The sequence below is a fragment of the Bradyrhizobium sp. NDS-1 genome (assembly GCF_032918005.1).
In the GTDB taxonomy this organism is placed as follows: Bacteria; Pseudomonadota; Alphaproteobacteria; order Rhizobiales; family Xanthobacteraceae; genus Bradyrhizobium; species Bradyrhizobium tunisiense.
The window spans coordinates 6,317,959-6,331,840 of the sequence record NZ_CP136628.1 but is presented as its reverse complement, the minus strand read 5'-3'; the positions used below and the strand labels follow the sequence as shown (position 1 = coordinate 6,331,840).

Genomic DNA, 13,882 nt, shown 5'->3' with positions numbered 1-13,882 from the left:
GATGAGCGATCTGGCCGCCGCGCGTGCGCGTTACGTCGAGCTGATTGCGAAGCGCGAGCGGATTTCCTCACCGCGCCTGCTCGAAGCGCTTGCTGCCGTCCCGCGTGAGGATTTTCTGCCCAGAGGCCGGTGGCGTATCAAGAGCGAGACGGCCCGCAGCTACCGGCTGACGCCGGATGCCGATCCCGTCCATCTCTACGACAATGTGCTGGTCGCGATCGACGCGCGCCGCAGGCTCGACACCGGGCTGCCGAGCCTGTGGGCGCATTTCATCGACGTGCTCGACATCAAGGAGAAGGACCGCGTGGTCCAGATCGGTTGCGGGCTCGGTTATTTCACGGCGATCCTGTCCAGGATGGTCGGCCCGAAAGGACGCGTGGTGGCGGTCGATTGTGACGAGCGTCTGGCGTTCCGCGCTGCGAACTATCTTCGCCCCTATCGCAACGTCATCGTATGTCACGGCGATGGATGTGAGGAGATTCCCGAACCCGCCGACGTGATCATCATACACGCCGGCTTTTCGTACCCGCATCCGCTCTGGCTCGAGGCGCTGCGCCCGCGCGGCCGCCTGCTGGTGCCGCTGACGCAGCGGGACCGTGAAGGCGCGGTCATCAAGATCACGCGCAAGGGCAGGGGCTTTCAAGCCGAAGCGGTCCAGCAGATCCGGATCTTCCCCGGCCAGGGCCGCGGCACCACCGGGCTCGACGACCGCGTCGCCGACTGGTGGCAGCGCGCGTCGGCGCTGGCGCCACTGCGCTTTCGCGGCATCGAGCGGGGGCTGCCGTCGGATAGCTAATTCTTCATTTCATTTTACCTTGATTGCGGATGCAGGTATCCAACGCCTTCCGGCACGGCTATGACTGAGGATCGATGGCCATTTGAGCACGCATCATGCATTCCGTTGCCCTGCTGACTGCCAGCTATGCCAAGGATATCGAACGCTTTTCGCTGCTCAGCGAAAGCATCGACACCTGGCTGACGGGATATACGCGGCATTATGTTCTCGTTAACGATGAGGATGTGCCGCTGTTCGCGCGCTTTGCGTCCGACAAGCGGGTCATCGTTCCGGCCTCGCGCTATTTGCCGAAATGGCTGTTCGCGTTGCCGCCGGCGCTCCAGTTCATCAGCAAGCGGCGCGTCTGGCTGTCGCTGCTGTCGTCACCTGTGCACGGCTGGCACATCCAGCAGATCCTGAAGATCGCCGGCGTCCTCAATGCGTCCGAGCAGCGCGTCTGCATCCTGGATTCGGACAATCTGTTCTTCCGCGAGTTCGATGTCGGTCAATATGCCGGTGGAGAGCAGACGCCGCTCTTCGTTACGCGCAAGGCGATCGGCGCCGACCATCCGTTGCATGGTTTGTGGCTGCGGACGGTCGATCAGCTTCTCGGCATCAAGGACCGCTCCTTCCCCGCTGACGACTATGTCGGTAATGCGCTGGTCTGGGACAGGGACACCGCGCGTGCGATGACCGGCGCCATCAAGTCGGCGACCGGCCTGAGCTGGGCGCTGGCCTTGTGCCGCAAGAAGAAATTCTCCGAATACCTGCTTTACGGCAATTTCGTCGCGAACTCACCGAAGCATCTGGCGACCCATCGGGTTACGGAAGACAGCATCGCAGTCTCGCATTGGGACGACACGCCGCTCGATCGCCTGTCGATCGAAGCGCTGATCCGCAGCGCCTCTCCCGAACAGGTCGCGCTCTGCATCCAGTCCTATTCGTCGACCTCGGTCGAGGATATCCGCGACGTGTTCCGCCTCAGCTCGCGTGATCGCCGGGCTCCGAGCCTGTCTCCCGAAGATATGGGAGATGCGGCCGGGTTCGAGGTAAAGACGCGCAGCTAAGCTTGCGCGCTCAAGCGTCTTTCGTGAACTTGCTGATCACGTCCATGAACGGCTTCGGCTTGAACTCGCCGTCGAGGGGCAGGGGCCGGTTCGGCTGCTTGTCCGCGCGCGCAAAGGTGCCGTTGATCCAGCTATAGCGATCGGAGAGGCCCCAGGTCAGGATCGAGCGAACCGGGCCGCTGGTCGAGATCGCCGTGAGCAGATCGTCCACGCGCTTGGCGACGATGGCGTCGCGTTCGGCCGGATTGCCCGTCAGCTTCTGGTCGTCGACGTCGAGCTCGGTGACGAGCACCTCGAGGCCCCAGGAGCGCAGTTCGGTGACGAATTCGGCGAGCCCATGGGTGTCGATCTCGAGCTCGGCATGCAGATGCGATTGCAGGCCCACGGCGTGGAGCGGAACACCCTGGTCGAGGAGGTCCATGATCAGATTGCGGTAGGCCGCGCGCTTCGCGATGAACGAATCCTTGGCCGATTCGATGTCATATTCGTTGATCGCGAGCTTGACGAGGGGATCGGCGGCGGCCGCCGTGCGGAAGGCCAGCGGAATCGAGCCTTGACCCAGATGCTGCGTCCAGAACGTGTCGCGCCGGTCCTTTGGACTGCGGGGATTGTCCGGGATCGGCTCGTTGACGACGTCCCACGACGTCAGCTTGTCCTTGTAGTAAGAGACGACGGTGCCGATGTGGTCGAGATAGGCGCGCTCGACGCCGCGGGTCGCCTTGATCTGCTTGGTCCAGTCCGGAATGTCGTGATACCAGGCGAGCGCGTGGCCGCGCATCGTCAGATCGTTCTCCCGCGCAAAATCCAGGATGGCGTCGGCGCGCTCGAAGTTGAACGTGTGCGCGTTCGGCCGCAGCATCGGCCATTTCAGTTCGAGCACCGGCACCACCTGCGTGCAATAGGTGCTGATGGCTTCGCCGAGCCTTGGATCGGCTTGCAGGTCCCAGAGCGTGGCGGCCGCGCCAAAACCCTGATGGCGTCGGGCGAGCTTCGATGCCGGCACGGCCGATGCCGATGCGCCCGCCGCGAGTGCTGCGGCGCCGCCAAGAAGAAATTCGCGTCTGTCGAGCCTCGTCACGGCAGTCCTTTTTCGAACCAACGCACCATCGTACCAAGCGGTGCCTTGCGATGCCGGGGTTTTGCCTTGTTGGGTTAACCTCTGCCATCTGCAAGACACGAGTTCCGGCCATGGTCGCCTTGCCGTCAGGGCCGTTCCAGGAAGGGCAAATTTAACGCTAACGCGCGAAAGCGGCTTCGAAGCTTCATTCGCCGCCCGATCTGCAGACTAATGTGACACTCTTGAGCGATGCTGCGGCGCGGTTCGTCCGCCCCGCCATGGTCCCATTGATGAACGGCCGCCACACTCGCAAGACCGCCGCCGGTCCCGTGCTCGCATGCTGAACAGCCATTTCTCGATTTATCTCGTCGCCTACATCCTGCCCGCGGCGGTGGGCTTCTTCGCCGTCACGGCCTATACGCGCCTGCTGAGCCCGGCGGAGTACGGCGTTTATGTCGTAGGTATCAGCCTCGCCGGCATTCTGGGCGCGATCTACTTCGCCTGGATCAAGCTGTCCGTGTCCCGCTATCAGGCGATGTCGTCGGAGGTGGATTTTCGCGGCACGGCGATGGTCGCCTTCGCCCTCACCGCCGCGGTGCTCTGCGCCATGACGCCGCTGGTGTTCCTGTTCCGCAGCGACGTCAGCGTCGAGCTGCTGCTTGCCAGCATGTTCGTCGCCATCATGGCCAATGCCGTCGATGTCGGCCAGGAGTTCGAACGCGCCAAATTGCGGCCCTACCGGTTTGCCGCAATCTCGATCGTGCGCAGCGTGGCGAGCGTCGGCTTCGGCCTCGCCGCCGTCTGGCTCGGTTGGGGTGGATTGGGGCTGCTTGCCGCGTTCGGCCTGGGCTCGCTCACCGGAATCATCCTGAATCTGGTCGGCGACCGCACCAGGATCGCGTCCTTCCAGCGCAGCCAGTTCATGCAGCTTGCGCGCTACGGCCTGCCGTTGACGCTGGCCGGATTGTCCGTCGCGATCTACTCGGCCTGCGACCGCCTCATCGTCGCTTATCTGCTCGGCAAGGATGCCGCCGGCATCTTCGGCGTCGCCGCCGACCTGCCGCGCCAGTTCATGGTCATGATTGCATCCAGCGTCGCCGCAGCGACCGTGCCGCTGGTGTTTCGCTCATTGTCCGAGAATAACAAGGAGACGACGCGGGAGCGGCTGACCGAGAGCCTCGAGCTGCTGCTCGTCGTCGTGACCCCCGTTGCGATCTGGCTCGCGCTGGCCGCAGATCAGGTCGCGGGGACGCTCGTCGGCATCGACTTTCGCGCCGGTGTGTCGGCGCTGCTGCCGACCCTGGTGCTTGCCCGCTTCTTCGGTATCGCCAATCAGTTCTACGTCCAGATTAGCTTCCAGCTCGCCGAGCGGCCCTTCATGCTGGCGGCGCAATCCTTTGTTACGCTGGTGGTCAGCGTGGTCCTGATGGTCGTGCTGGTTGCCGGTTACGGCATCTACGGCGCGGCGCTGGCGACGCTGGCGACCGAGGCGATCGGATTCCTCGTTGCCGTCGTCCTGATGCATCGCGCCCACCCGGTCCCGTTCGATCTCAACCGGCTCGCCGGGGTCGCGGTTTCGGCCGCGGCGATGGCGGCCGCCATCCTCGTTGCGCGTTCGCAAGTCGGCGGCACCGGCCTCGTGGCGCTGATCGTCGTGAGCCTTGCAGGCGGCTTCGCTTATGCCGCCGCAGCGTGGCTTCTCAATGTCGCCCAGGTGCAGACGCTGTCGTTGCGCGTCTTGCGGGCCTCCACCCGGAACGTGCTGGGGGTGTAGCAAGGAGCCGGCCCGGTTCCAGGAAAGACCTTCGCCGGAGCGAGCAATATTGATCAGTAACCGGGGGGCCAGCCTTCTATGCTGGCCTCATCACCGCCCCTTATCGGCAATCTATCGGTGATTGAGGATGCTGTAACGCTCTCGCCGGATCCCCGCGGTGCACCGCATGTACTTGCAGTATTCCCAGGCACACAGTCCCTCACCTGCATCAGGCGAAGGGCCGCGATGTCGTTGGTGTGGCGAATGCACGAGCTTGGTGAGGATTCCGGGCCTGGCAGCATTGGAGATCGGAACGTTCGCGTGCGCCGGGTGCCACCAAGGTTCCGCCGCCGCAATCGAAAGCGATCCGATGACGTTGGCCACGATGGTCTGGCTCGACAGTCATGACCTGCGGCCACCGACTTGAGCGAGCTGGACGAGTTCATCCGGCGCGAAAACCTCAGAATCTTCAAACGGGGCATCGATCTGGAAAAAGACGCTGTCCGGCGGCAATGGCTCCTGGAGCGTCTGGCCGACGAAGAGGCGAAAGGCCGGGTCACGAGCTGATAGGCGAGCGCCGGGACCTTCAAAGAGGCGTGGATGGGAGATGCGGGTGAGCGGATACATATTCAATAATAGGGGCGTCCGCGCCGGCGTCGTGAACGGTGCATCGATTTTCGATCTCACTGGCAAGAGAGTTTACGATCTTCGGGGAAACAACATCTACCGTCTCTCGGGCGAGTTGGTCGGTCATATGCTCGACGCGTCGGGCTCCGACAAGCGCCTGGACCGCGGCAGCGAAGCGCTGCTTTCCGTTGGGGAAGCGCCGGAGCTTGACGAGCCCGAGAACCGTTCTGCACCGCAAAGGCAGCCATCTGCCAATTTTGCGGAAGCAATACGGCTGCGCCGAATCATCTCCGACGCCCCGGCCGATCGTTCCAAAAAAGGGTGATCGTGCACTCCCGAGGTTTTCACGAACAACGCGCGAAGCGGCAGGCGACGATGCCCGATGCGGAGGCCGATCAATTGGAAAATCTATTGCAGCGGCGACCGCACCCTCGTTTCAGCATCGTAGACCAGGATTTGCAGCATCGGGAACCGGCCGAGCAACTCGGTGCCGGCTGCCCGGGCAGCCGTCTCGCTTTCGTAGCGGGTCTTGAAGTGGCCATCGACGATTAGCGAGAAGCCACTGGCTGGTGCCACGTCAGCCCTTTGAATTGTTCTCGGCTCGATCTCTTCGACTTGCACGGTCGGCTTCTTCATGGGGTACCTTCGATCGTTGCAGGAGAGGGCTTGGGGCGCGCTTGCTTCCAACCGTCTCAGTCGTCCCTCGCGATCTCAGGCTTGTCATACAAGACCGCGTTCAGGAGGGAAGTGTGAACCTCGATCTTGCCGTTGTAGGTGATAAAGCCGAGCTTGCGAAATTTGTTCATGAAAAAGCTGACGCGGGATCGGGTTGTCCCGATCATCTCCGCAAGTGTCTCCTGACTAACCTTCGCCGAGATGGGCTGAGTGGCGCCGTCCTTGCCGAAATTGGCCAACAGCAGCAGAAGACGCGCAAGCCGCTTCTCGCTCGAATTAAACAACTGGTCGATCAGGTCTTCTTCTATGCGGCTGTTTCGGCTCAGCAGATACCCCATGAACAACTCGGAGAACTTCGGTTCGGCCTTGAGTGCGACGAGCATTGCTGGCTTCGTGATGGACGTGATCACGCTTTGCTCCATCGCCACGGTCGTCGAAATCCGCAAGGGATGGCCGTTCAGGCAGCCCTCACCGAAGAATTGTCCGGGCTCCATGATTCCGACCACCGCCTCCTTGCCCTGCTCCGAGACGACGAGAACCTTGATCCTCCCCTTCTGGATGTAAAAAACGTTATCCGCGGCGTCGCCTTGCGAGAACACCACCTGGTTCTTGTCGAACTTCAATATGGTTTTGCCCTCGCCGACCTTGGCGAGAAAGAGTTTTGGATCGAACGCGCTTTTCGGCGCTTTTGGCATGACGTCGCACAACCTAAATGGAGAGAGCTTCAGTCTAGCAAGACCTTGCCGGGCACGTTAGGCAAATCTTGCTTCGCCTCCGGTCTGTGATTTGGAGCAGGCAATCTGCCTGCGGCTTAGGGCAGGCTCGTTAAGCGGATTGCCCGCGCTCAATGCCTTACGACCGTCTGATGCCGATCCTTCATGAGTGCGGCGTCCAGTTCCGTCTGGCTGATCGCGTAGGACCGGGTCCGCGATTGGGAGGCAGACCTCGCGGGCGTTTGCAACAACGTCGCCACGCGCCGATAGGCGATTCTCGACAATCCTTCGATCCGCTCGTCGTCAGTGAGGATGACATATTCGCCGGCGGGCTGAGCGCCCTCCAGCCCCTGAAGGACGAAGGGATTGGCGAACGATACGATGGTCCGCGTTGTTCTGATGGTCAAGATGAGATCTCCTGGTCGAGCCTGCAGGGCGCCGGCCGCGCCATTTGCCGACGCGGCTCATCGCGCCGGGTCGCGGGAGAGACGTTCGAGACTCTAACGGTTGGGTCGCCCGGCTGCAGAGCAGAATTGCTCATCTTTGAAGGAATGGTTCGCAATTGATGATGAACCCCCGCGCCGATCATACGACCGTCATTTGAGCAGTTTTGCACATCATCCGCTCCTGCCCAGGTCTAACCTGACCATTGGGCGGAATGCTGCTCGGTTGTCCGATGCTGAGGATGTGAAATGAACATATCTGGTGAGGGCCTTTTCGTCATATTGGCTGTGGGCATCGCGGCCGGTTGGCTCGCGTGCCAGATCGTCATGGGCACCGGCCTGGGCTTGGTTGGTGATCTCGTCGTGGGAATAACAGGGGCCTTCATTGCGAGCTTGATCATTCCGCAGCTGGGGATTCATCCCGGTTCGGGTGTCGTCTCGCAGATTGTCAACGCTGTGGTGGGTGCGGTCCTGCTGCTCTTGATCATCGGGCTCGTCCGCGGACGAAGCAGCTGGGGCGGCGCTTGGCGCAAGCGCTGGTAGCCGCGTCGTGAGAATATGCCTGGAACGAACGTCGTCGGGGTGACTTGGTGATGACGACCGGATGTGATGCCCACTCATCATATCTGATGAAGGGCGGTCCTGGTTCCTACCCCCGTGCCAGGGCCGCTTTCTTGCGCGCGCTCCTTCAGCTGCTATTCGGTTGATCTCATCGGATCGGCCAGAGATTCATGGACGTTCCCGCACTTGGAGCATTTGAAGATGCGCAGATTGAGGCCGTCGCGACTTGCCCCGACCTGAATCAGCATCATGCGGCTCTGGCAGGCCGGGCAGTGTGGTCGTGGTATCGGGATCAAGGTCGGTTCTGGACGACTATAGACCTCGGACATATGAAGCTACTCCTCATATGGCGGCGTATGCCGGACCCGAAGCCGCCGCCGATGATAGCCGATTCGCCGGCCGCGTAACGATGAGCATGCCGCGCCCGTCCGTCAGCCACTGTTCAATATTGCTCACATTGCGGGAATCGCCGGCCGCGAACGCGTCTAATCTGGCCCCGATCCGTTTGCGGCGCGCCTGATGTGAGCAATATTGCTCAGCAGGATATCCAAGCCCTGACCAGTATGGGCGCGTGCGGGGCACGATTTCCGAACCGCTGCCGAAGGCGTCCGGGCGATCGCAGTACTTTTTTGGAGCAGGCGGAAATGCCGCAAGGAATGCCGGAGATGCGCGCATCCGTGCAGTCGCTCGTTCGCTATCGCGAGCCCGACAGTGTACGCGGTGTTCTCGAATTGGCGATCACGGCAGTTCCGCTCTGCTTCATCTGGGCGCTGATCTGGGCCGCTCTTGACCAGGGCTATTGGTTCGCCGTGCTGTTCGAGGTCCCTGCTGCGGGCTTGCTGGTCCGTCTGTTCATGATCCAGCATGATTGCGGACATGGCTCTTTCTTCCGCGGCCGGGCTGTGAACGATTGGGTCGGCCGAGCCATCGGTGTGGTGACACTGACACCATACGATTATTGGCGGCATAACCATGCCCGCCATCATGCGAACTCCGGCAATCTCGATCACCGGGGCTTGGGCGACATTGATACGTTGACCGTGCGCGAGTTTCGCGACCAGCCGCGATGGCGTCGGGTGCTATACCGGCTGTATCGGCATCCCATCGTGATGTTTGGCGTCGGTCCCACCTATTTGTTCATCTTCAAGCATCGAGTGCCGATTGGGTTGATGCGCGGCGGCTGGACCCCTTGGCTGAGTACGATGGGCACGAACGCCGCCATCGCGATTCTGGTCGCCGCGATGATTTGGCTGGTCGGCTATGGGCCATTCCTGCTGGTACACGTGCCGATCGTCGTTCTGGCGGCGTCCATCGGTGTCTGGCTGTTCTACGTCCAGCACCAGTTCGAGCATACCTACTGGTCACATGACGAGACCTGGAATTTTCACGATGCCGCACTGCACGGCAGCTCGCACTACCAATTACCGCGTGTCTTGCGGTGGTTTACGGCAAATATCGGCGTCCACCACGTCCATCATTTGTGCAGTCGAATTCCCTGCTATCGCCTGCCGGAGGTGTTGCGGGACCATCCACAGCTCGCCGCCGTCGGACGGATTACGCTGGTCCAGAGCTTGCGAACCGTGCGGCTGACCTTATGGGACGAGGAGCGGCTGCAACTCGTCTCCTTTGGAGAGGCAACCTTGACCTCAGCCGCCTCGCCGCTGGCGGCACGCCTGCGGCCAAGCCGCTGAAGGCGTGAATGTCCGCACCGCGGTTGCAGTGATTGCCGAGGTTCGGTCGGAAGGTGCTGGCGACCTCCTGAAACGCTGTCCGTCCAAAGCACATATGCGTTCTTGCCGCATCGCGTGATCCGGATTGTGATCGCTGGGGCCGTCCATTCCCGGTGAGGTCCAAGAACCGGCGGATCCGACCCTCCAGGCGGACGTTTCGCCGCAGCGAGAGACCCAGCCTCGGACCAGCCTCAGGCTCAAGCCACCCTTCCGCCTGCGTAAGCCGTCGTATATGAGAGATTTGTTGCCGAAGCGGGCCGAATATCGCCACAGACGGAACGTATGGCGGCTGCGATTTCTTAATCCAAAGATCGCAATCTGAAACGTAATCGACATGAGCGCGGACTGGCATTCCGACCGGGGCATGGCATGAGAGACCGACCGACGACGGCGCAATCCACCCTGGCAACGCGGCGTTGGGGCCCTCCCGGAATTGTGACGCTGGCGGCGATGGTCGCGTTTGGCGCCCTGCCCCCGGCCGGGGCGGCCAAGCAGGCGCGCCAGCCGGCGGAGGCGGTGGCGCAGCGGCAGGCGGGTGATCCGATCATGGCGATCGTGTCGATCAAGAGCCAGCAGGTCACCTTCTACGACGCCGACGGTTGGATCGTGCGCGCGCCGGTGTCGACCGGCACTACGGGACGCGAGACGCCGGCCGGCGTGTTCGCCATCCTCGAGAAGAACCGGGAGCATCGCTCGAGCCTGTATGACGATGCCTGGATGCCGCATATGCAGCGCATCACCTGGAACGGCATCGCCCTGCATGGCGGACCGCTGCCCGGTTATGCCGCCTCGCACGGCTGCGTGCGGATGCCGTTCGGCTTTGCCGAGAACGTGTTCGACAAGACCTATATCGGCATGCGCGTGATCGTCTCGCCTCACGACACGGTCCCGACCGATATCTCTCATCCCTCGCTGTTCGTGCCGAAGCCGGAGGCCATCGCTGCCGTCCCCGGCCGGGCGAACAAGCTCTCCGCCGAGGCCGAAGAGGCGACAAGGGCCGCCGACGAGGCCAAGAAGGCTGCATCTGCTGCCGCGAAGGAAGCTGCTTCGCTCCCTGCCGCGCTGCGCAAGCTGGAACAGCAGAAGGCCCGCGCCGATGCCGAGCTCGCTTTCGCCGACAAGACGCTCGCAAACGTCAAGAACGATCAGGCCCGCGCCAAGGCTGAGGAGTTGAAGCAGAAGGCGGCAGCCAAGGCCGCCGACGCGGCGACGCAGCTCGACGCCGCCAGGGCGGCCGCGCAGCCGAAGCGCGATGCCGTTGCTGCAACGAAGGACGCCGCCAAGGCCACTGCCGCCAGAAGGGCCGAGGCGGTGAAGGCCGCGACCGACGCGAAACTCGCGGGCGAGCCGGTCTCGGTCTATATCAGCCGCGAGACGCAGAAGCTCTATGTGCGGCGAAACACGCACAAGCCGGCGCCCGACGGCGGCGGCGAGGTGTTCGACACCAGCATCGAGGTCCCCGTCACGATCCGCAATCCCGAGCGGCCGCTCGGCACGCATATCTTCACGGCGATGGCGAAGACCGACACGGGCCTGCGCTGGAGCGTGGTCACGATCGAAAACGGCGACGAGGCTCGCAATGCCCTCGACCGCATCACGATCCCGCAGGACGTTTGGGATCGCATCGGGCCGACCGCATTGCCGCGCTCCTCGATCGTCATCTCGGACGAGCCGCTGAGCAGCGAGACCAACTACCGGACGGAGTTCGTCGCGGTGCTGAAAAACGAGCCGCAGGGCGGCTTCATCACCCGCAAGCCGACCGCCCCCGACATGATCGCCAGCGACGACGGTTGGGACAATGGCGGCAACGGCTTCGGCTTCTTCTACCAGCGTGATCCCTACGTACAGCCGGCTCCACGCCGGCAGCGCGGCCAGTATCAATACTATCAGTCGACGCAGCCGATGCAGCGAAGCTGGTGGTAGGAGGCAGGACGGCGCCCTGGCGGAGGCCTGCAGCTACGTGCGCGCTTCGATCACCACAGCCTGAATCTTGCCTTCCACCGCTCCGGCGCCATGACGCGTCCGGATCGTCTCGGCGACGATGTCGGTCGCAGCCTGAAGCTTGCTGGCATCCCTTGTCTCGATCTCGCTGCGCAGCGGCGTGCCCTGACAGAGGGCGAGCGCGACGTATTCGGGCGATGGCGCACGGCTGATCTCGGATCGCGTCTCGATCGAGATGTCGCGGAAGCCTGCGCGTTCGAGGTCGGTCCTGATGACGGTCTTGCCGCAATAGCCGTGCGGCGTGCGAACCATGAATCGCGGCGGGTCGTCGGGAAACAGCTTTGCAAGCGCCAGCGTTGCTTCATGCGACAGCACATTGTCCTCGATCCGATCCCAGACGTTGAACACGAACGTGCCGTCGCGCTTCAGGACTCGCTTCACCTCTTTGTAAGCCTTGACACGGTCCGGAAAGAACATGGCGCCGAATTGGCAGCAGACCACGTCGAACTCGCCGTCGCCAAAGGGGAGGGCCATTGCGTCGGCCTGGCGCCAGGTGATGCGGTCGTCATCCCCCTGGCGTTGCGCGGCGACCGCGAGCATGGGCTCGTTGAGGTCGGTCGCGACATAGCGGATGCCGCGCGGCAGCGCCGCTGCCACGGCGCGCGTCACTGCGCCGGTGCCCGCGGCGATCTCGAGCAGCACCGCAGGAGAGCGGGCCGCGACGCGTCTTGCGATGTCTTCCGCGTAGACCGAGAAGATCATTGGGACGAGATACTCGTCGTAGATTTTCGGAATCGAGCCGGCGAAAACCTTGTCAGTGTCGGACATGTTGCCTCGCTGCAGGTTCGAATGCGGGGCTCATCCTACCATGGATAGCCGTCTACCGCGCCAGCAATGACGTGAACCCGGCCGGCTCCTGCATCGTCTTGCGCGCCCTCGAAGGGCATTGGCGAGGTCCATGACGGGGCCTTACGATTTTGCCCCGACCTCACGGATCGGCCGCGTGCCGTCCCAGTTCAACGCCGCCTGACGGACACGCTCGAAGAACGGCCCCTTGGTGCCGCTGATGTCGGAGATCTCGATCACCGTGCCCGGATGGGCCTGGGTGTCGAAATAGGCAAAGCGGCCCTTGTCGCCGCCGATCTGGCCCTCGTGGCCGATCCTGTAGCCGAGCCCGAGGGCCTTGTCGTAGAGCGCCTGATAGTCGAGGCTCCAATAGGACATGTGCTGCAGGCCCTCGTGGCCGGCGTCGAGGAACTCCTTGTACAGCGAAGGCGCATCGTTGCGCTGCTGGATCAGCTCGATCTGGAGGTCGCCGGAATTGGCGAGCGCAATGCTCATCTCGACGGCTGAATCCTGGCCGCGATGACGGAACCAGTCGGTCTTGACGCGGTCCATGTAGTACCAGGGGCCGACGCGCATCACCTCGATCCAATGCTTCATCGCAGCCTGGATGTCCCGCACGACGTAGCCGTTCTGGCGCACCGCGCCGAAGATGCGGCTCATGCTCGCGCTCCTCTCGTCACTCGATCACTTGACCTCAATGCCTGCGTCCTTGGCAACCTGCTTCCAGGCCGCGATGTCGCGGGCGTTGATGTCGCGCTGCTCTTCGCCGGGGATGAATTGCGGCGTGATGCCGAGCGCCAGCAGCTTCTCCTTCACGACGGCGTCGCCGAGCGCATCCTTCAGCGCCGCCGACAGCTTCGTGGCGATGGGCGGCGCGAGCCCCGCGGGCGCATACATCGCCCAGGACAGGCTGCGGTCGAACGGCACGCCCTGCTCCTTGTAGCTGGCGACGTCGGGCAGGCTCGGCGAACGCTCGCCGCAGGCGGCCAGCGCCTTGATCGATCCCTCCTTCACCAGTGGCGTCGCGGTCGCGACGTCGAGGGTCGCCAGCGAGATGTGGCCGCCGAGCAGGTCGCCGGCCAGCTTCGCGATGCCGTTGAACGGCACGTGGTCCATCTTAATGCCGGTCTGCTGCATCAGGATTTCGGCACAGAATTGCCCGGTCGAGCCGACGCCCCAGCTGCCGTACTGGATCGGCTCGCCCTTCCTGGCGAGCGCGATCAGACCTTTGATGTCGTTGGCCGGGAAATTCTTGGTCGCGACCAGCATGATCGAGGACGTCCCGACACGCCCGATGGTCGTGAAATCCCTGATCGAATCGTAGGGCAGCTTTGGATAGATCGCCGGTGCCAGTACATGCGTGGTCATGCCGCCGACGGTGATGGTGTAGCCGTCATTGGGCGACGTCGCGACCATCTGCGTGCCGAGCGTGCCGGCCGCGCCCGTGTGGTTCTCGATATAGATGCTCTGTCCGAGCGTCCTGCCCATCCTCTCGGCAAGCAGCCGGCCGACCACGTCGCCGCCGCCGCCGGCCGCATAAGGCAGCAGCATCTTGATCTTGTGCGTGGGGTAGGCGGCTGGATCCTCGGCGTGCGCCGGCAACATCGCGGGCAACGTTGCGACCAACGACCATGTTACGGCCCGAAGCAAGCGAAGGCCGGCGAAGCGCGCCATGAACCATTCTCCCAAAAATT

Annotated in this window: 15 protein-coding genes; 8 read left to right on the top strand and 7 right to left on the bottom strand. The window is 63.0% G+C overall.

Annotation, left to right across the window (positions count from 1 at the left end):
• Window position 1 precedes the first annotated feature (1 nt).
• Together RX330_RS29540 and RX330_RS29535 are read left to right on the top strand one after the other, a co-directional pair.
• A complete protein-coding gene (locus RX330_RS29540; protein ID WP_317240827.1) occupies window positions 2-796 on the top strand; it encodes a protein-L-isoaspartate O-methyltransferase family protein in 795 nt (264 codons plus the stop codon).
• 95 nt (window positions 797-891) lie between these two features.
• The gene (locus RX330_RS29535; protein WP_317240826.1) at window positions 892-1,842 is read left to right on the top strand and encodes a DUF6492 family protein; all 951 of its coding nucleotides are present in this window, start codon (window positions 892-894) and stop codon (window positions 1,840-1,842) included.
• A gap of 10 nt (window positions 1,843-1,852) precedes the next feature.
• Here the strand turns inward: RX330_RS29535 and RX330_RS29530 are convergent, their stop codons facing one another.
• Complete coding sequence (locus RX330_RS29530) at window positions 1,853-2,920, bottom strand: endo-1,4-beta-xylanase (protein WP_317240825.1); 1,068 nt, start codon at window positions 2,918-2,920, stop codon at window positions 1,853-1,855.
• A 316-nt stretch (window positions 2,921-3,236) separates the two neighbouring features.
• Between RX330_RS29530 and RX330_RS29525 the strand changes: the two genes are divergently transcribed.
• The 3 genes from RX330_RS29525 to RX330_RS29515 all read left to right on the top strand — a co-directional run bounded on the left by RX330_RS29525 (window position 3,237) and on the right by RX330_RS29515 (window position 5,604).
• Window positions 3,237-4,673, top strand: coding sequence for an oligosaccharide flippase family protein (locus RX330_RS29525; protein WP_317240824.1), 1,437 nt, complete (start codon window positions 3,237-3,239; stop codon window positions 4,671-4,673).
• Window positions 4,674-5,075: 402 nt separating this feature from the next.
• The gene (locus RX330_RS29520; RefSeq protein WP_317240823.1) at window positions 5,076-5,219 is read left to right on the top strand and encodes a hypothetical protein; all 144 of its coding nucleotides are present in this window, start codon (window positions 5,076-5,078) and stop codon (window positions 5,217-5,219) included.
• A 46-nt stretch (window positions 5,220-5,265) separates the two neighbouring features.
• Window positions 5,266-5,604 carry a hypothetical protein gene (locus RX330_RS29515; protein WP_317240822.1) on the top strand — a complete coding sequence of 113 codons (339 nt, stop codon included), beginning with the start codon at window positions 5,266-5,268 and terminating at the stop codon, window positions 5,602-5,604.
• 83 nt (window positions 5,605-5,687) lie between these two features.
• On the opposite strand, the gene RX330_RS29510 is transcribed toward RX330_RS29515, so the two are convergent.
• The 3 genes from RX330_RS29510 to RX330_RS29500 all read right to left on the bottom strand — a co-directional run bounded on the left by RX330_RS29510 (window position 5,688) and on the right by RX330_RS29500 (window position 7,074).
• Entirely contained in the window at window positions 5,688-5,915 is a 228-nt protein-coding gene (locus RX330_RS29510) for a hypothetical protein (RefSeq protein ID WP_212092765.1), read from the bottom strand.
• A 56-nt stretch (window positions 5,916-5,971) separates the two neighbouring features.
• Entirely contained in the window at window positions 5,972-6,649 is a 678-nt protein-coding gene (locus tag RX330_RS29505) for a Crp/Fnr family transcriptional regulator (RefSeq protein ID WP_212092764.1), read from the bottom strand.
• A gap of 149 nt (window positions 6,650-6,798) precedes the next feature.
• Window positions 6,799-7,074: a hypothetical protein gene (locus tag RX330_RS29500; RefSeq protein WP_317240820.1), complete on the bottom strand. Its 276-nt coding sequence runs from the start codon at window positions 7,072-7,074 to the stop codon at window positions 6,799-6,801.
• A 285-nt stretch (window positions 7,075-7,359) separates the two neighbouring features.
• Here RX330_RS29500 and RX330_RS29495 point away from each other — a divergent pair, with 285 nt between their 5' ends.
• From RX330_RS29495 to RX330_RS29485, 3 genes are all read left to right on the top strand, one after another.
• Complete coding sequence (locus RX330_RS29495) at window positions 7,360-7,653, top strand: GlsB/YeaQ/YmgE family stress response membrane protein (RefSeq protein ID WP_212092762.1); 294 nt, start codon at window positions 7,360-7,362, stop codon at window positions 7,651-7,653.
• Window positions 7,654-8,315: 662 nt separating this feature from the next.
• Window positions 8,316-9,362, top strand: a complete 1,047-nt coding sequence (locus tag RX330_RS29490) for a fatty acid desaturase (protein ID WP_317243998.1) — start codon at window positions 8,316-8,318, stop codon at window positions 9,360-9,362.
• A 408-nt stretch (window positions 9,363-9,770) separates the two neighbouring features.
• Entirely contained in the window at window positions 9,771-11,324 is a 1,554-nt protein-coding gene (locus RX330_RS29485; RefSeq protein WP_317240819.1) for a L,D-transpeptidase, read from the top strand.
• A gap of 33 nt (window positions 11,325-11,357) precedes the next feature.
• Here the strand turns inward: RX330_RS29485 and RX330_RS29480 are convergent, their stop codons facing one another.
• From RX330_RS29480 to RX330_RS29470, 3 genes are all read right to left on the bottom strand, one after another.
• Entirely contained in the window at window positions 11,358-12,170 is an 813-nt protein-coding gene (locus RX330_RS29480; protein WP_317240818.1) for a class I SAM-dependent methyltransferase, read from the bottom strand.
• Between the two features lie 141 nt (window positions 12,171-12,311).
• Complete coding sequence (locus RX330_RS29475; protein WP_212092759.1) at window positions 12,312-12,848, bottom strand: VOC family protein; 537 nt, start codon at window positions 12,846-12,848, stop codon at window positions 12,312-12,314.
• 24 nt (window positions 12,849-12,872) lie between these two features.
• Window positions 12,873-13,862: a Bug family tripartite tricarboxylate transporter substrate binding protein gene (locus RX330_RS29470; protein WP_317240817.1), complete on the bottom strand. Its 990-nt coding sequence runs from the start codon at window positions 13,860-13,862 to the stop codon at window positions 12,873-12,875.
• Window positions 13,863-13,882 lie beyond the last annotated feature (20 nt).